Annotated in this window: 14 protein-coding genes; 10 read left to right on the plus strand and 4 right to left on the minus strand. The window is 48.6% G+C overall.

The genetic code is table 11. The features are described 5' to 3' along the window. Positions 1–28: 28 nt before the first annotated feature. Positions 29–1,063, plus strand: coding sequence for a type IV pilus twitching motility protein PilT (locus tag AC3AP5_RS01705; protein ID WP_272977744.1), 1,035 nt, complete (start codon positions 29–31; stop codon positions 1,061–1,063). Continuing rightward, on the plus strand, positions 1,063–2,094 hold the full coding sequence (locus AC3AP5_RS01710) for a metallophosphoesterase family protein (RefSeq protein WP_272977745.1): 1,032 nt from the start codon (positions 1,063–1,065) through the stop codon (positions 2,092–2,094). The genes AC3AP5_RS01705 and AC3AP5_RS01710 overlap by 1 nt, the downstream gene beginning before the upstream one ends. On the opposite strand, the gene AC3AP5_RS01715 is transcribed toward AC3AP5_RS01710, so the two are convergent. Continuing rightward, a complete protein-coding gene (locus AC3AP5_RS01715) occupies positions 2,072–3,697 on the minus strand; it encodes an amidase (RefSeq protein ID WP_272977746.1) in 1,626 nt (541 codons plus the stop codon). The genes AC3AP5_RS01710 and AC3AP5_RS01715 overlap by 23 nt on opposite strands. A gap of 118 nt (positions 3,698–3,815) precedes the next feature. On the opposite strand from AC3AP5_RS01715, the gene tsaD reads away from it, so the two are divergent. Beyond that, entirely contained in the window at positions 3,816–4,835 is a 1,020-nt protein-coding gene (tsaD, locus tag AC3AP5_RS01720) for a tRNA (adenosine(37)-N6)-threonylcarbamoyltransferase complex transferase subunit TsaD (protein WP_272977747.1), read from the plus strand. A 2-nt stretch (positions 4,836–4,837) separates the two neighbouring features. Here tsaD and plsY read toward each other — a convergent pair whose 3' ends face one another. Continuing rightward, positions 4,838–5,428: a glycerol-3-phosphate 1-O-acyltransferase PlsY gene (gene plsY, locus AC3AP5_RS01725; RefSeq protein ID WP_006956144.1), complete on the minus strand. Its 591-nt coding sequence runs from the start codon at positions 5,426–5,428 to the stop codon at positions 4,838–4,840. Between the two features lie 84 nt (positions 5,429–5,512). Here plsY and folB point away from each other — a divergent pair, with 84 nt between their 5' ends. Both folB and folK read left to right on the plus strand, forming a co-directional pair. Continuing rightward, the gene (gene folB, locus AC3AP5_RS01730; RefSeq protein WP_487326933.1) at positions 5,513–5,896 is read left to right on the plus strand and encodes a dihydroneopterin aldolase; all 384 of its coding nucleotides are present in this window, start codon (positions 5,513–5,515) and stop codon (positions 5,894–5,896) included. A 5-nt stretch (positions 5,897–5,901) separates the two neighbouring features. Next, entirely contained in the window at positions 5,902–6,396 is a 495-nt protein-coding gene (folK, locus tag AC3AP5_RS01735; protein WP_006956146.1) for a 2-amino-4-hydroxy-6-hydroxymethyldihydropteridine diphosphokinase, read from the plus strand. Here folK and AC3AP5_RS01740 read toward each other — a convergent pair. Continuing rightward, a complete protein-coding gene (locus AC3AP5_RS01740; protein ID WP_272977748.1) occupies positions 6,393–7,481 on the minus strand; it encodes a tRNA nucleotidyltransferase/poly(A) polymerase-related protein in 1,089 nt (362 codons plus the stop codon). The two genes, folK and AC3AP5_RS01740, sit on opposite strands and share 4 nt — an antisense overlap. An 86-nt stretch (positions 7,482–7,567) precedes the next feature. Between AC3AP5_RS01740 and AC3AP5_RS01745 the strand changes: the two genes are divergently transcribed. The 4 genes from AC3AP5_RS01745 to AC3AP5_RS01760 all read left to right on the plus strand — a co-directional run bounded on the left by AC3AP5_RS01745 (position 7,568) and on the right by AC3AP5_RS01760 (position 12,004). Further along, positions 7,568–9,010, plus strand: coding sequence for an ExeA family protein (locus AC3AP5_RS01745; protein WP_414653229.1), 1,443 nt, complete (start codon positions 7,568–7,570; stop codon positions 9,008–9,010). Beyond that, positions 9,010–9,717, plus strand: a complete 708-nt coding sequence (locus tag AC3AP5_RS01750) for a general secretion pathway protein GspB (RefSeq protein ID WP_272977749.1) — start codon at positions 9,010–9,012, stop codon at positions 9,715–9,717. Before AC3AP5_RS01745 ends, AC3AP5_RS01750 begins: the two co-directional genes overlap by 1 nt. Before the next feature lie 102 nt (positions 9,718–9,819). Next, positions 9,820–11,601 (plus strand): acyl-CoA dehydrogenase C-terminal domain-containing protein, encoded by a 1,782-nt coding sequence (locus AC3AP5_RS01755; RefSeq protein WP_272977750.1) that lies wholly within the window; start codon positions 9,820–9,822, stop codon positions 11,599–11,601. Continuing rightward, complete coding sequence (locus AC3AP5_RS01760; RefSeq protein WP_272977751.1) at positions 11,582–12,004, plus strand: hypothetical protein; 423 nt, start codon at positions 11,582–11,584, stop codon at positions 12,002–12,004. Before AC3AP5_RS01755 ends, AC3AP5_RS01760 begins: the two co-directional genes overlap by 20 nt. Before the next feature lie 64 nt (positions 12,005–12,068). Here the strand turns inward: AC3AP5_RS01760 and putA are convergent, their stop codons facing one another. Then, on the minus strand, positions 12,069–15,236 hold the full coding sequence (gene putA, locus AC3AP5_RS01765) for a bifunctional proline dehydrogenase/L-glutamate gamma-semialdehyde dehydrogenase PutA (RefSeq protein ID WP_286682137.1): 3,168 nt from the start codon (positions 15,234–15,236) through the stop codon (positions 12,069–12,071). 219 nt (positions 15,237–15,455) lie between these two features. On the opposite strand from putA, the gene AC3AP5_RS01770 reads away from it, so the two are divergent. After that, positions 15,456–16,955 carry a CYTH domain-containing protein gene (locus AC3AP5_RS01770; protein WP_487326934.1) on the plus strand — a complete coding sequence of 500 codons (1,500 nt, stop codon included), beginning with the start codon at positions 15,456–15,458 and terminating at the stop codon, positions 16,953–16,955. Positions 16,956–16,958: the final 3 nt, after the last annotated feature.

Here is a 16,958-nt window from a genome sequence, read left to right on the forward strand (position 1 = left end):
CCTTGTTTATCAGATAGAGAATTCAACGATGAATGTAAGCGAACTGCTTTCCTTTAGTATGAAGCAATCGGCTTCAGATTTGCATCTTTCTGCAGGCAGTGTGCCTATGATACGAGTGGATGGTGATATTCGACCACTTAAAATGGACCCTCATTCACATCAAGAACTTCGTACCATGTTGTTCGATATTATGTCAGAAGGTCAGCAGGAAGAGTTTAACGAGCGTTTCGAATGTGACTTCTCGTTTTCCATTGAGTCTGTTGCGCGCTTCCGTGTCAACGTTTTCACTCAACGGCACGGTATCGCGGCTGCCTTCCGGGTCATCCCAAGCGAAGTTACGACCTTAGAAGAGCTCAATGCGCCAGAGATATTTAAAGACATTGTCGATGCGCCTCGCGGTTTGGTGTTGGTTACAGGACCCACGGGATCGGGTAAGTCAACAACGTTGGCGGCGATGGTTGATTACATTAACCGTTCACGTTCACAACATATTTTAACAATTGAAGATCCGATTGAGTTTGTGCATGAGAATAAACAAAGCTTAATCAGTCAACGCGAAGTGCATCGTGATACACGCAGCTTTGAAGCCGCTTTACGCTCGGCGCTGCGGGAAGACCCGGATGTCATTTTGGTCGGTGAGATGCGCGACTTGCAAACCATTCGCTTAGCCATGACTGCGGCAGAAACCGGGCATTTGGTGTTGGGTACGTTGCATACCACTTCAGCGCCTAAAACCGTTGATCGTATTATTGATGTGTTCCCTGGAGACGATAAACCCATGGTGCGCTCGATGCTCTCAGAATCATTACGGGCTGTCATTTCGCAAAGCTTATTAAAACGCGTGGGCGGAGGTCGTGTGGCGGCACATGAGATCATGCTGACAACCCCGGCGATTAAGAACTTGATTCGGGAGGATAAAGTCGCACAAATGTACTCTGTTATCCAGACCGGACAGGAGAAAGGAATGCAAACACTCGATCAGTCGTTAAAGAAATTACTCTCGCGAGGCGATATAGATAGGGAAGAGGCGCGTCGTTGCGCTGCGAATAAAGAGGATTTCTAGTGATACGACTCGGGTGCGCGGTTGTCATTTTGACTCTTTCGCTGGCTGTTCAGGCGCAGCAATCTACACGTATTGCGCTAGGTTGTTGTGTCGACCAGAGTGAGCGACAGGCGGTATGGGATGCGTTGAACCTGGCTGAACCCGAGGTGTTTGCTTTACTCGGTAATGGGGTTGCTGCAAACGCTGATGATATGGATGACTTACTTGCGGCGTACGAGGTGTTTAATCGCTACCGAGGTCCGCGGATGCTGCGCAGAAACAGCGCTTTTGTCTCGACGTGGGGAGAGGATGATTACAGTATTGATGGACACGTCGGTGCTGACAACCCGCAACGTTATGCGGTACGCAATCACTTTTTGACCTTTTGGCGTGAGCCGCTGACGTCTGAACGTATGTTCCAAGAGCATGGTATTGCTAAAAGCTTTATCATCGGGGAAGCGCCGCAGCGGGTACAGGTGATTTTATTGGACACGCGCTGGGCGCGCGAGCCGTTAAAGAAAAGAGGTTTGCTTGAGCGAGTCAGCCTTTACTTCGATGACAATAATGGTCCCCTACAAGTGGGTGACGCCAATAGACTGCTGGGTGAAGGCCAATGGCAGTGGTTAGAACAGCAACTGTCGAAAGAAGCAGAAATACGTATTTTGCTTTCTGAAATGCCATTTTTAGCACCACAGAACGGATACCCGAGCTGGGCTCTGTTTACGCAGGAGCAGAAGCGACTGTTTGCGCTGTTAAAAAACCTAAATGTGAAACATGTTGTGCTGGGGCATGGTGGTATTCATTTTGGTCAAATTGTCAAAGCGCCTCAGTTACTAGACTATCCTGTTTGGCAAGTCAGTTCGGGCACCATTAATAGAGACAATGGGACGCCGTATCAGTTTAGTCAGCGGCAAGGTTTGGGCGAGCCAAGTACGCGGTTTGGTATGATCGAGATTACATGGTCAGAACAACCGACCGTGACGCTCTCATTGAGAGACGTCAACGGGCGGCCATTGACTCAAACGACAATTAATTTGCGTGACTTGCAGTAATGTTTAATTGTGGCGGTTGACGATGCTGGGTCGCTTGCTCGTAGCTGTAGGCGGCCTCGATCAATACAGGCTCTGCATTCGCCGTGGAAAAGAAGCTAATGCCAACGGGTAGTTTTGGCTGCTTGGGAAGTTCAATATAGCCCATCGGTACGGTAATGTGCGGATACCCCGCAACAGCTGCCGGTGAGCTTGCGGAACCAGCGTAATGGTCACCATTCACCAAGTCGATTTTCCAACTAGGACCGGTCGTGGGCGCAACTAACAAATCCAGATCATGCTCAGTAAGCATCTTATCGATACCCTCGGGTCCAGCTAGACGCTTACTTTTCTCCAGCGCATCTAAATAGCGAGATTCATCAGCAGCGGTCATATTGTTTGCCATGATAAAGAGCTCTTGACCAAAATACGGGAGTTCTTTATCTGCCATCCGATTGTTAGCCTCAATTAAGTCCGACATGCTGCGGTACGGCAGATTAGTGGTCGCAAGGTACGCCGCCATATCGTGCTTGAATTCATATAACAAAACGGTGAATTCGGCATCGCCGTACTCACCATAAGTTGGCATTTCCACATCAACTAGCGTAGCGCCTTGTGCTTTTAGCACGTCCAATTGTTGCTCGAACTGCTGATCAAGTAATTCGTTATACCCCATTAAGTTACGAACGACTCCAATACGCTTACCTTTGAGCCCATCTTCGTTCAAATAATCGGTCAACACGGTGTCGGAGCGGAAGCTAGCGGAATCGCTCCCATCGTAGGATGCCATTGCCTGCATTAGTGTAACTGCGCCCGCCACGGTTCGTGCCATTGGACCTGCGGTATCTTGACTGTGCGAGATAGGGATGATGCCGTCACGACTAATTAAACCTAACGTTGGTTTGATGCTGACAATACCGTTTACCGCTCCGGGGCAGACGAGTGAACCATCGGTTTCAGTACCGACTGCGAAGGTGGTGAAGTCGGCAGCGACGGCCGCTCCTGAGCCTGCGCTTGAGCCACACGTGGAGCGGGTAGGATCGTATGGGTTACGCGCTAGGCCGCCAACACCACTCCATCCAGAGCTTGAACGTGTTGAACGAAAGTTAGCCCACTCACTCAAATTGGCCTTGCCTAAGATAATTGCACCTTGCTTACGAAGGTTTGTCACTAAAGTGGCGTCATCCTCGGGATAGTTTTCGGCAAATAAAACGGATCCCGCGGTATTGGCGAGTCCATCCGCTGTATCGATATTATCTTTCAGTAACACAGGAATTCCGTGAAGAGGACCGCGGACATTGCCTTGTTTACGTTCGTTATCTAACATTTTAGCTTGATTTAACGCGTCAGGGTTAAGGCTGATAACCGCACGCAATTGAGCGCCCTGTTGGTTGTTTGCTTCTATCTGACGTAAATAATGCGTTATCAGTTCCGCTGAAGAGAGCTCGCCTTGTGCTAGTGCGTCTTGAATCGTTAGATAATCGGCATGTGCGAATTGAAACGTGGCTTCACTTTGTTGGCTGCTGACCGTGGCGGGATTCGTTTCTGTCGGCAACGTTTGACATGCGGTTAACGCTAAAGCCAAGCTGAGTGATAAGGTTGTTTTGCTAAGTTTGGATAGAGCCATAATCGAGTTCATCCCTGTTATTTTTATGTTGCACTAAAATCGCACACCTTCTTAGGTAAGGCGAGAAAAAATAAGGTAGAATAGCGGAATATTGAGATTTATAGCAGGTTGTATAGGTATGAAAGTTCTGGGTATCGAAACGTCGTGTGACGAGACGGGGATCGCTATTTATGACACTGAGAACGGGCTACTGGCGCATAAATTATACTCACAAGTAAAACTGCACGCAGATTATGGTGGTGTAGTTCCGGAGTTGGCTTCTCGGGACCACGTTCGTAAAGTGTTGCCGCTTATACAGGAAGCGTTTGCCGAAGCCGAGCTATCGCGGGAAGATATTGATGCGATAGCTTACACCTGTGGCCCGGGTCTAGTCGGAGCTTTGCTTGTCGGTAGTTGTATAGGTCGAAGCCTCGCTTTCGCTTGGGATGTTCCAGCGGTGGGCGTTCACCACATGGAAGGGCACCTGCTGGCTCCGATGTTAGAAGATGCACGTCCCGAGTTTCCCTTTGTCGCGCTACTCGTTTCTGGGGGACACACGCAACTAGTTGATGTGAAAGGAATTGGACAATACGAGTTGCTTGGAGAGTCGGTCGACGATGCGGCTGGTGAAGCGTTTGATAAAACAGCCAAGTTGATGGGGCTGGATTATCCGGGAGGACCTCGACTGGCTCGACTTGCTGAAAGTGGGCGTTCTGAACGTTTTAAGTTTCCGCGTCCAATGACCGATCGTCCAGGTCTCGATTTTTCGTTTAGTGGCTTAAAAACGTTTACCGCCAATACGTTGGCGAGCAGTCCTAATGATGATCAAACGCGAGCTGATATTGCCCGCGCATTCGAGGATGCTGTCGTTGATACTCTGGCTATTAAATGTAAGCGTGCGCTCAAACAAACTGGACGCCAGCGACTCGTTGTTGCGGGCGGGGTGAGCGCTAATAAACACTTGCGCCAACAACTTGAACATTTAATGACGAAATTGAAAGGGCAGGTGTTCTATCCAAGAACAGAGTTTTGCACTGACAATGGTGCCATGATTGCGTTAGCAGGCGCCCTTCGTTTAGAGGCGGGCGAAAAAACAGGGTTGGCGATCAAAACTTTCCCGCGTTGGCCATTAACTGATCTTGCTGCGCACGGTTCTTAAAGTTATTGATCTCTACGAAATGAAGTTTCTTTACCTGATGTGAGTCGTATAATATTCGCTTGATGGCGCCACAGAATGAGCGCTGAAATCATAATTACAGGCACGGTGTATTGAGGTTTTATCCAATATGCATAAAACGGCGCAAGACACACGGTAACGAGCGCAGCAAGAGAAGAAATGCGACTCAGCTTGAAGACCAGAAGCCAGGTAGCGATCAGCAACAGCGCCATCGCCCAAGCCACAGGAAACATTGAGCCTAGGGCGGTTGCGACGGCTTTGCCGCCACGAAAATTAAAGTACAAGGGGAAGATATGACCCAGGCAAGCGGCGACAGCTATTAAGCCAAGAAAAAACGGTTCGATCCCTAAAAAATAGGAGCTCCAGACAGGGATCATCCCCTTGAGCACGTCGAACAGAAGCGTCAATATTGCGGGCAGTTTACCCCCAACTCGATAGACATTGGTCGCTCCGGGATTACCGGAACCCGATAATCTGGGGTCGGGCAGTCGCCAAAGCTTACAAATGAGCACGGCACTACTGATCGAGCCCAGTAGATAGGCAGCGAGTATCATCAGTAAAGTCAGTGCGCTCATAGGGTTCGATTCTTCCTAAGATTAGGTTAAGCTTTATAGACCTAGAATAAGCGGTTTTTAGTCGAATTACCAATGAGGAAATTTATGTCCCAACAAGGATTAGATGAAGTACTGATTGAGGGGCTAGAAGTTGACGCAACTATCGGCGTTTACGACTGGGAACAAGATATTCAACAAAAGCTGATCATTGATCTCACACTGGCATGGGATTGCCAGCGCGCAGGTCAGTCGGACAGTATCGATGATGCGCTCGATTATGCCGCAGTCAGCCAAGCCGTTGAACGTTGGATTCAAGCAAAGCCGAGAGCATTAATTGAGACCGTTGCAGAAGGTATTGCCGAGTTATTATTTAAAGATTTTGGTGTTAATGAAGTCCAGGTAAAGGTCAGTAAGCCTGGCGCTGTGCCGACGGCAAACAATGTAGCTGTAAAAATACAGCGGACCTGTGTAGACGGACCGTTCGGATAATTGCGATGGCACGTGTATTTTTAGGTGTGGGTTCGAACTCCGACCGAGAGCGCCACATCCTTAATGGGCTGATTGATATCAACGAGCACTTTAACTGGGTGCAGCGTTCCCAGGTCTATGAAAGTGAAGCGGTTGGCTTTGCAGGACATGCGTTTTATAACCTCGTAGTTGAAGTAACCACAACGCTCGATGTCGAATCGGTCCTTCAGCAGTGTAAGGCGATTGAGAAAGCGCATGGACGTACTCACGGGGGGCCTAAATTTAGTCCCCGTACGTTGGATATCGACGTACTGCTATACGATGACTTGGTTCGCGAATCAGAGCCTCAATTACCGCGTGCTGAAATTTTAGAGAATGCCTTCGTTTTATTGCCGCTAGCGGATATCGCACCGATGCGCAGACATCCGGTTAACGGCAAAACCTATCGTGCTTTGTGGCAAACTTATAACCGAACACAACAGCTAGCTCCACTCAAAGATGAGCGTTGGCTGCCGTTTTAAATTAAGCCACGTTTTATCGCTAACAAGCGCTCCTCATTCAGTACTTGGCCTACCTCAGGCCCTTTAAGGCCTCGTGCAACGATAGATGAGGCATCAATCGATCGAGCCTGAGTCAAGGCACTTACAATACAGCCATCACTGATATTAGGTCGTGCGATATGGCGGATGTGTGCCAATTGCTCGATGCGCTCTGGTTGGCGCCACATATCAGCGCCATTAGCAAGCTCTAATAGTTGTGCGGGACTGAGTGGTGAGGGTTGCAATAACCACTTGCGGCTACCAAACACTGCTTGTGCTAACCGTTTATACTGATTGGGCAGACGTAGCTTTTGACTCAACAAATTAATTTCAAAAGTATCGCCTTGGCGTAACATGAGCGTTGCAAATCGTGTGTGAGTGCACTGTGTGACTTGGCTAATTTGTTGTAGGTCGCTCACTGATGAGGGCGATATCGTCAATTCAGGCATCACCTGCGACCATGCATCAATTTCGACTAATAGCTCAATAAACGCTGCTGGCGCATCGGTGGCGAGCGCCTTTTCCCATTCTCGCCATACTCGTTCTGCAACGAGTGTCTTTAACTCGCCCGAACGAGCCATGGCTTTCATCAGGTTTTTGGTTTCCTGTGCGACCGTAAAGCCCAAGGGTTTAAATCGTGCATAGAACCGTGCCACGCGAAGCACTCGCAAGGGATCTTCAACAAACGCAGGCGAAACGTGACGCAATAGCTTGCGTTCAATATCTTGCTGTCCGCCATAGGGATCGATCAGGTGTCCGTGCTCGTCTTCAGCGATGGCATTAATGGTTAAATCTCGGCGTTCTAAGTCTTGGGAAAGCGTTATCGTTGTATCTGTATTAACTTGAAACCCCGTGTATCCTTGTCCTTGCTTACGCTCAGTACGCGCCAGTGCATACTCTTCCCGTGTCTGTGGGTGTAAGAACACAGGAAAATCCTTACCCACTTGTTGATAACCTAAAGCGAGCATTTGGTCAGGGGTTGCGCCCACCACAACATAATCTTTATCACCGACAGGACAGCCCAATAACTGGTCTCGAACGGCTCCACCGACTAAATATATATCCAATTGCACCTCCATGCTTTAAGGTGATGATCGCGAATCACTAGTTTAAGCGCAAGTAACTCGTTACACTGAGGCTAAAAAAGTTTGGCATGACTATGTATCAACAGCATTTTGGATTAACCGCAGAACCATTTTCGATCGCGCCCGATCCGCACTTTCTCTATCATAGTGAACGTCACCAAGAAGCGCTCGCGCATTTAGTGCAGGGGTTGCAAGGCAGTGGTGGTTTTATTCTACTGACCGGAGAAGTCGGTACGGGAAAAACCACGGTATCGCGTGCGTTACTTGAGCAACTGCCCGAGTCGACAGAAATTGCCTTTATCCTAAACCCGATGCTTAACGAGAATGAGTTGTTGGCGACGTTATGTGATGAGTGGGGGATCCGCTATCAAAAAGGACGTGCAACACGTAAAGTACTGACCGATAAAATCAGTCAGTTTCTACTCGACGCTCATCAACAGGATCGTCAGTGTGTCGTGCTGATTGATGAAGCGCAACACTTAAAGCCCCAAGTACTCGAGCAGCTGCGGTTACTCACCAATTTAGAAACGACAAAAAATAAGTTACTACGGGTCATTTTAATCGGACAGCCTGAGCTACAAACCTTACTAAAACGGCAAGAGCTTCGACAGCTGGCGCAGCGCATTACAGCCCGTTATCACTTGTTACCATTGACCAACTACGATACCGAACGATATATCGCTTATCGCTGTCAGATGGCGGGCGCCAACCGAGCACTGTTTACTCAGCCTGCGGCGATGACGGCCCACAAACTGACGGGCGGAGTACCCAGGCTATTAAATTTACTCTGCGATCGCGCGCTCTTAGTTGCTTACGCAGATGGTCAAATGCAAGTCGACAAAGCGCATGTTAAACGCGCCTCACAAGAGCTGGGCCAATTTGACGAGCCTCAACAACGCGCTCAGACGGCGTCACGTTGGCCGTGGCTTCTACTGCCAATCGCGGCAGTAATAATAGCCGCTCTGATGCGCTGGTGGTCAGTTCCCGAGATTCAGGTGGAAGAACCGATTAGCAACTATGACTATCAAAATGCGCAATTACTGGCGACTGCGTGGCAATTGCCTCAACCGCCTCGGCAACAAGCCTTTTGTGATTGGGTAAAGAATTATCAGCTCGCTTGCTTAAAAACCAATGCGGTCAGCGTGTCGCAATTACAGCAAATAAACTACCCGGCGCTATTGTTGCGAGATACTCAAACAGGCATCGTATTGAAGTCGATGGAACCGGTTGATACCCAGGGGTGGACAGGAGAAGTCATCGGCTTATATCAGCGACCCGATATTCGATACCAAGATGGGGCTACGGAATCTGAAGCTTTGACACAATGGGTTAAGGAGCAACTGGCGCGTTATTTAAGCGATACCCAGCAGCGTTTGAATGCGCAAGCACAATTACAAGCGATTCAAAGACAAGCTGGACTACCGATCACTGGCGAGTTAAATCAAGTTACATTGGCGTGGTTAAGTGCACGCTACTTTGAATCCGGTCCGCGCTTACAGGAGGTTAACTGATGTCTTCTATCTTAAAAGCGCTAAAGCAACAGCAGTCCCCCATCGTGCGCACACAAAGCCAACTTAATAACGAGCTATTCGCAGCGCAAAAAAACTCGGCTTCAGGGACTGCCAAGTGGGCTATCGGTGCTTGTGTAGCTGCCATCGCCTGCAGTTTAGTGGTTTTGTATCTCCCTTTGGGTGAACAAGACAACGCGGTAGCGCAACAGGCCCAGCAACCAGAGGTCTATCGTTGGGGAAATGCGGCTACAGTACCTACCATCGATTGGGCGGCAGCACCTGAGCCTAAGCCGGCTGAACCCGAGCCGATAATTGTTAATCCAAGAGGACAAGCAGCTCAGCAGCCAGCAAGTCAGCAAGATGCGTTGGCTACTGAGGGCATTTCTGAGGATTTGCTGAGTCGCTTTGAACAAGCTGTTAAAGCAACGGCCGATGCTAAGCAAAATGACGTCGATAGCGTGATTCCTACTTTATCGAAACTCAATCCGTCGTTACAGCGACAGATTCGTGCGTTCACGTACGATGCACATATGTACGTTTCTGATGAGAGTCGTCGGTGGATAGAGCTTGATCAACAAAAACTAATGGTTGGCGATCAATTTCGCGACATGCAAGTTGTAAAGATCGAGCCACAACGAGTGGTTTTACGCAGACAGGGCAAGCTTTTCGCGGTCGAAGCGCTGGTTGATTGGAAAGGCGCCCAATGATTGACAATTGAGCGTGACCTTTTTACTCTTTAAACAACTGAATTAAACGCCTGTTTGAAAAAACGTCGAACGGGTTCAACTTTGTATAAAGAGAGGTAGGTCATGGCCGATTATCGTGCGCCAAGAGATGACATGGATTTTGTCCTTCATGATGTATTTAATGTCACCGCCGATTGGCAAAAAAGCGACATGCTTGCGGAGATGATGGATCAAGACACAGCGTCAGCGATTCTTGATGAAGCCGCAAAGGTCGCTGAGCAGCTCATCGCGCCGGTATCTCGTCAAGCTGATGAGGAAGGCGTGAGTTTTAATGGCGGTGAAGTCACGACACCCGCAGCTTATAAGGAAAACTTCCGCCAATTAGCTGAAGGTGGCTGGGTGGGCGTTACCGCAAACCCAGATTTTGGTGGTATGGGGCTACCGAAATCACTCTCAGCTCAGTACGAAGAAATGCTGTGTTCGGCCGATGTCGCTTTTTCCCTTTACCCTGGGCTAACCTCTGGCGCCATCATGACGCTTGATTTGCATGGTAGCGACGACATCAAACAAACTTATCTAGAGAAAATGGTGCAAGGCGAGTGGACCGGCACCATGTGCTTAACTGAACCTCATGCGGGTACTGACTTAGGGATTATAAAAACTAAAGCCGAACCACAAGGTGACGATAGCTATCTCATTTCAGGAACCAAGATTTTCATCACCGGTGGTGAACATGATTTGGTCGATAATATCGTACACCTAGTGCTGGCAAAATTGCCTGACGCACCCGCTGGCACGAAAGGTATATCGCTTTTTGTAGTGCCGAAATTTTTAGTCAACGACGATGGCTCAGTCGGTGAGCGTAATGCGGTCAGTTGTGGCTCCATTGAACATAAAATGGGAATCCATGGTTCAGCTACTTGCGTGATGAACTTTGACGGCGCACGCGGCTGGATGGTCGGTGAGCCTAACCGTGGTTTGGCTGCGATGTTTACCATGATGAACTATGAACGTCTGGGAGTAGGGATTCAGGGTCTTGGAACCGCAGAACGCTCTTATCAAAATGCGTTGGAGTATGCGAGAGAACGTATTCAGGGACGCGGTGCAAAAGCGACGCGTGATATGAGTGCAGCTGCTGATCCCTTATTGGTGCATGGCGACATCCGTCGGATGTTGTTAACCATGAAGTCACTTACCGAAGGTGGACGTGCGTTTTCAACCTGGGTTGGGCAACAATTGGACCGAGCAAAATACGGTGAGTCAGATGAAGTGAAGCAACAGGCGGACGCAATGGTGGCACTGCTAACCCCTGTTGCAAAAGCCTTTTTGACGGACACGGGTCTTGAGTCAACAATTCATGGACAACAGATTTTCGGCGGTCACGGCTATGTTCGGGAGTGGGGACAAGAGCAACTCATTCGTGACACCCGCATTGCACAAATTTATGAAGGCACCAATGGTATTCAAGCACTCGACTTACTCGGGCGCAAAGTGGTTGGTTCTAAAGGTCAGCTGCTACATCCATTTGTTGCCGAGATTAAAGCATTTGTTAATGAAGCTGCCACCGACAACTGGAATGCTCAATTTAATCAACTCAAGCAGGCCGTTGATGAACTAGAACGCGTGACCGGACAAATCATTGAGCGCACGCAAAATGATGAGAATCAAGTCAACTCCGTTGCGGTGGAGTATTTGCATTTGGTCGGTTATATTGCGTATGCATACTTATGGTTACGTATGGCATTGGTTGCAGAGACAAAACAAGGCGAACGGCCTTACTTGGCGAGCAAAATTAAGACAGCACGGTTTTATTTTGCGCGGATATTGCCACGTATTTCGTCATTGATCAGTGCCATCGAAGACGGTAGTGAGAGCTTATATTTACATGACGACGAAGACTTCTAAACAAACAATTAGCTTTTATCGCGATAGTCGCCGCCCCCAAGGTTGGGGCGGCTTTTTTTTAGCCCTATGGATGGCGATTTATATTGGTGGAAAGGTTCCGTTGTGGCTGATAGCTATTGGCGTACTGTTAACGATGACGATATTTATTATTATCGTAATTAAGTTCCGACCAAAACAGGAAGCTGCGTATTGGGACGGGCGAGAACTCGTTGAAAGGCGTTTTATCTTGCCACCCAAACACTATCTGCTAAATGAACCACCGCGGGTTGTCCGTCATGAAGCGGATATAGCCGCCGTCGAATTTAGTGACGGAGGTGGTAAACATGAAGTTTATATTATTTACGATGAAGCTCTTGAGCAGCAGCTTGAGGGAACCGACATTGTTATTAAGGATAACCGATAGCCTACAAAAAAGCGGCGCCTGAGGCGCCGCCGCTTTTGTTTGCATCGATAGACAACTCGATCGATTAGTCGTCCAGCGAGAGTAGTGTCGCATTACCACCGACAGCAGTGATGTTGTCGGAACGCGTTTTTTCAGTAATGAAACGCGTGAGGTAGTGCGGTCCACCTGCTTTCGGCCCAGTACCTGACATACCACGTCCACCGAATGGTTGAACGCCGACAATCGCACCGATTTGGTTACGGTTGATGTAAACGTTACCGACATCAACGCGGCTTGCGATGTCATACGCGAACGTTTCGTTACGGCTATGGATGCCAAATGTAAGGCCGTAACCTGTGCCGTTGATACTGTCGATTACATCATCCAACTCTTCAGTTTTGTAGCGGATGACATGAAGAATTGGACCAAAGTTTTCCTTGACTAACTGGCTGATGCTGTCGATTTCAATAGCCGTTGGCGCAACAAAAGTGCCGCCTTGAGTATAATCAGGCATCGGCGCTCGAGCGATCAGACGACCCGCTTGTTGAATATCTGAGATATGCTGTTCCAAATTAGTTTTAGCAATACCGTCAATGACTGGACCGACATCGGTTTCGTGCAACAACGGATCGCCGACTTCAAGTTCTTCCATCGCACCGCGCAGTAAGTCGAAAATACGATCCGCAATATCATCTTGGACAAACAAAACACGCAGTGCTGAGCAGCGCTGTCCGGCACTTTGGAATGCACTTGCGACAACATCAGTGACCACTTGCTCAGGTAGCGACGTTGAATCGATTAACATGGCATTCTGACCGCCTGTTTCGGCAATCAGCGGCACGATAGGCCCAGTGCGCGCTGCTAAAGCGCGGTTGATTGCCTGTGCTGTATAGGTAGAGCCTGTGAAGCAAACACCGCCGATGTCTTCCTGAGAAGTCAGGAAACTACCGACTTCGGCACCACTACCTGGCATAAAGTGCAAGACATTGCCTGGCACACCGGCTTCTAGAGCAAGTTGTACTGCACGATATGCTATAAGCCCAGTTTGCTCAGCTGGTTTAGCGATAACAGAGTTACCGGTTACCAGTGCAGCGACGACTTGGCCAACGAAAATAGCAAGAGGGAAGTTCCACGGGCTGATGCAAATAAAGGTACCGCGACCTTCGAGTTTCAGTTTGTTGTCTTCGCCTGTGGGACCTGGCAACTGAATCTCGCCGTCCATTAATTTACGCGCTTCTTTCGCATAGTAGCGGCAGAAATCAACGGCTTCACGGACTTCATCAATACCGTCTTGCAAGCCTTTGCCCGCCTCAACGGAACACAGCGCAATTAATTCATTACGGTTAGCTTCCATTAAGTCGGCAAATTTTTCGAGGCAGGTCGCACGTTCGTCAACCGGCACCTCACGCCATGCACGATAGGCTTTATTAGCGCTTTGCAATGCTTGTTCAGCAAGCTTTTTATCGCCCCAATAAATACTACCCACTTGTTTTGTAGTCTCTTGCGGGCTAGTGATGCTTACTTGGTGGTCGGTCTCTACGGTCTTACCGTCAACAATTGGGCCACCTTGCCATTGTTTGTCGCGATACTGTTGTACTGCGGCAATGAAATCATCTGCTTGTGAGTGAATATTCATATTCAATCCTAATGAATTTTTGCGTTCCTCATACATTGCAGGAGGAAGTGGAATCTTGTCGTTAGCATAAACTTCGTGACGCATTGCTGTCTTCAGCGGATGTACAACCAATTCGTCGACGGGTGTATCAGCATCAAGTAGCTTATGAACGAATGACGAGTTAGCACCGTTCTCGAGTAAGCGGCGCACTAAGTAAGGTAATAGATCGCGATGAGGACCCACGGGCGCATATATGCGCACAACCATACCTGGCTTCTGCTTCATCAGCGTGTCATAAAGATTATCACCCATACCATGTAGGCGTTGATACTCAATGCGGCGCTTATGCGTCTCGTTCATGTGCTCAATGGACATAATGGTCTGCGCATTATGAGTTGCAAACTGTGGATAGATGGCACCATCCGTATCATCGCTTAGTAAGTAACGTGCGCAGGCAATATAAGAAAGATCACTGTGAGCCTTGCGGGTAAACACAGGATATCCTGTGACACCATTCTCTTGACTCCATTTAATCTCATTATCCCAGTACGCACCTTTTACTAAACGTACAGGAATTTCATCGCCGCACTCGCGGGCAAGCGCAGTAATCCAGCATAAGGTGGGCAATGCGCGCTTAGAGTAGGCTTGAACCACCAAACCAAAGCGCGGCCAGCCTTTACACACACCACTCCGATACACTTTTTCGAATAACTCGAGTGATAATTCGTGGCGATCCACCTCCTCAGCATCGATGGTCACGCCAACATCAGCTTCTTTCGCAAGCTTGACGAGGTCGGTGAGCGTCGTCGCCAACTCAGTTAATACGCGTTCGTGGTTCGATGCCTCGTAACGCGGGTGCAACGCCGATAGTTTGATAGAAATCGTGGGGCGCGGTGCATCCGGATTATTGAATTTTTCATTGGTGATGGTTTTAATCGAATTGACGTACTGTTGCTTGTAGTACTCTGCATCACTCATCGTTAATGCGGCTTCGCCGAGCATATCGTAAGCGTGGGTATAGCCTTTGTCGCGATTTTCACGACTTTCTTTTAAGGCTTCCTCAATCGTACGGCCTAAAACAAACTGTTTACCCATAATTTGCATCGCGGCATACGTTGCTTTACGAACCACGGGTTTACCTAGCTTGCGGATCATGCGGCGGAAGGTGCCTCGTGGCGTTTCCATCGCTTTTCCGGTGGGATTGATAACGCCGTTGGTAAGCGCTAACCCCCAAGTACCGGAATTAACTAACCATGAAGCACTTTGGCCCATATGCTTTTGCCAATCACCGCCTGATAATTTGTCTTGTATCAGAGCGTCTGCAGTGGCTGCATCGGGAATACGTAACAGAGCCTCGGCAAGACACATGAGGATGATACCCTCTTTGGTGTCTAAGCTGTACTCTTGCAAAAACGAATCGACCATACCATTGTCGGCCTGCTCTCGCACTTGCTCGACTAACTTGGCGGCGCGCTCCGTCACTGTACTAACCGCGTCATCATCTGATGGCACCAGCGGCAACAACTCACGCATATATGCATCTTCATCGACGATATAATTGTCGGTTATCGCTTGCTGTAAGGACTTCAGATCCTCTGCCTGATGGCTTTTGGATAGCACCTCACTCGCTTTGAACATAGCATCTCCTGTTTGGCCAGGCCGAAGCTCGGCGTGCTTCCCCAACGATGGGAATCGGGCGCAAGTATACGATTATTTTTGCGCCGGTAAAGACTTTCCAAGGCCACGTTGCATATTTTCTCGATGGCTGTCAATAAAGCCTTGAAAACAATGTTTATTGACCCTTTGGAAACAAGTCAGTACCTTTAGCACAAAGCTTCCAGCACTGGGTATCCCAACATGTCACAAGAAATTGAGCTCAAACTATTAATTGAGCCACAACAGCGTGAGAATACACTCAATGAATGTCGAACCGTGGCTCAAGAGCACGGGGCAGAATCGTCTTATCAGGCGCTCGAATTGGCGAACGCATACTTTGATACCAGCGATCTGCGTTTACGACAGTATGATATGGGTTTACGTATCAGACGTTCAGGAGATCAATTAGAGCAAACAATCAAGTTGGCAGGTCGAGTTCTTGGCGGCATGCACGAACGACCAGAATATAACCTTAATGTTGACTCGATGGAGCCGGATATCACCTTATTTGATGAGGGGATATGGCCGGATGATTTCCCTGTATACGATATCCAGCGCGATCTACAAGCGCTTTTCAAAACGGACTTCACTCGCCACAAATGGCACATTCCAAGCGGGGATGGTCAGATTGAACTTGTGCTTGATATGGGTGAGATTGTCGCGGGTGAAAAAACAGAACGAATCGTTGAGATGGAGCTAGAGCTACAAGGCGGCGACCTTGCTGATGTCTATCGTTTAGCGGAACGTCTCGTGAAAAAAGCGAACGCACGAATGGGTTCTCTCAGTAAAGCCGCGCGTGGTTACTTATTAGCAGGAAAGAGTGCGTTGGAACCCTTTGTTCAAACGCACTTTGTTGATATTAATTCGGATTATTCGCTCGCCGACGCACTTTATAAGGCGCTCGAGTACGGTTTGCGTCATTGGCAACACAACGAGGCATGTCTGGAGTATCACGCCCACGTTCGCGCTGCTCAAGGTATGGCCGACGGAATTTATCTTTGCCGCGCAGTCATTGATCAGCTGAGAAGTCTCGACATTGACTGTCGCGATCTGCCTGAACAATTAGCGGAAATCCACCAGCCGCTAAGCTGGCTAAAGCGTTTTGAAGGATTGGCTGAGCTCACGGCCGAAGATGGCGCTTATCATCGAGCGTTAAAAAAGCAATCAAGTTTGTACGAGCATTTAGAGGATACTCAACAGCAAGTGATACAATTAGCAGAATTGGTCAAGGTGGTGCGTTCTGATAGTTATCAATGTGTATTGCTCGATTTGTCTCAATTTTTAATGGAAAAGCCGACTAACGAGGCGCTTGAGCAGCCTTGTCAAAGTTGGAGTACAGAACTTTTACGCAACGACTGGAAAGACGTTCAAGCGGCGTTCGAGGAAGTTGAGGATATGTCAGAAGAGCGTTATTTAAAGTTGTTGCCGGCTTTACAACATAGCTTAATGCTAGGTACCTGCTTAGGTCAGCTGTACGATGCTCAGCAGCGTGATAACTTCCGTTCGCCGTGGCTTGACCTAGCGCGGGGGATTCGTGAAATTAACGCGCTCCACATTCTACATGAAATGGTAAAAAACAGTGATGATCTTGCCGATGAGAAATTACTGGAATGGCAAAAAGTTCAACGCGAATCCTTACTAACTGCTTTAGAGTACTCACGCAAGGCGGCATTACGTCGTGAACCTTATTGGCAGCAATAAGTG

The sequence above is a fragment of the Idiomarina sp. D18 genome, from assembly GCF_057748155.1.

Excerpts from the sequence above, each read along its gene's own strand:
- AC3AP5_RS01705 (WP_272977744.1), top strand. The coding sequence starts at position 29 with ATGAATGTAAGCGAACTGCTTTCCTTTAGTATGAAGCAATCGGCTTCA.
- AC3AP5_RS01715 (WP_272977746.1), bottom strand. The coding sequence starts at position 3,697 with ATGGCTCTATCCAAACTTAGCAAAACAACCTTATCACTCAGCTTGGCT.
- tsaD (WP_272977747.1), top strand. The coding sequence starts at position 3,816 with ATGAAAGTTCTGGGTATCGAAACGTCGTGTGACGAGACGGGGATCGCT.
- plsY (WP_006956144.1), bottom strand. The coding sequence starts at position 5,428 with ATGAGCGCACTGACTTTACTGATGATACTCGCTGCCTATCTACTGGGC.
- folB (WP_487326933.1), top strand. The coding sequence starts at position 5,513 with ATGTCCCAACAAGGATTAGATGAAGTACTGATTGAGGGGCTAGAAGTT.
- folK (WP_006956146.1), top strand. The coding sequence starts at position 5,902 with ATGGCACGTGTATTTTTAGGTGTGGGTTCGAACTCCGACCGAGAGCGC.
- AC3AP5_RS01745 (WP_414653229.1), top strand. The coding sequence starts at position 7,568 with ATGACTATGTATCAACAGCATTTTGGATTAACCGCAGAACCATTTTCG.
- AC3AP5_RS01750 (WP_272977749.1), top strand. The coding sequence starts at position 9,010 with ATGTCTTCTATCTTAAAAGCGCTAAAGCAACAGCAGTCCCCCATCGTG.
- AC3AP5_RS01755 (WP_272977750.1), top strand. The coding sequence starts at position 9,820 with ATGGCCGATTATCGTGCGCCAAGAGATGACATGGATTTTGTCCTTCAT.
- AC3AP5_RS01760 (WP_272977751.1), top strand. The coding sequence starts at position 11,582 with ATGACGACGAAGACTTCTAAACAAACAATTAGCTTTTATCGCGATAGT.
- putA (WP_286682137.1), bottom strand. The coding sequence starts at position 15,236 with ATGTTCAAAGCGAGTGAGGTGCTATCCAAAAGCCATCAGGCAGAGGAT.
- AC3AP5_RS01770 (WP_487326934.1), top strand. The coding sequence starts at position 15,456 with ATGTCACAAGAAATTGAGCTCAAACTATTAATTGAGCCACAACAGCGT.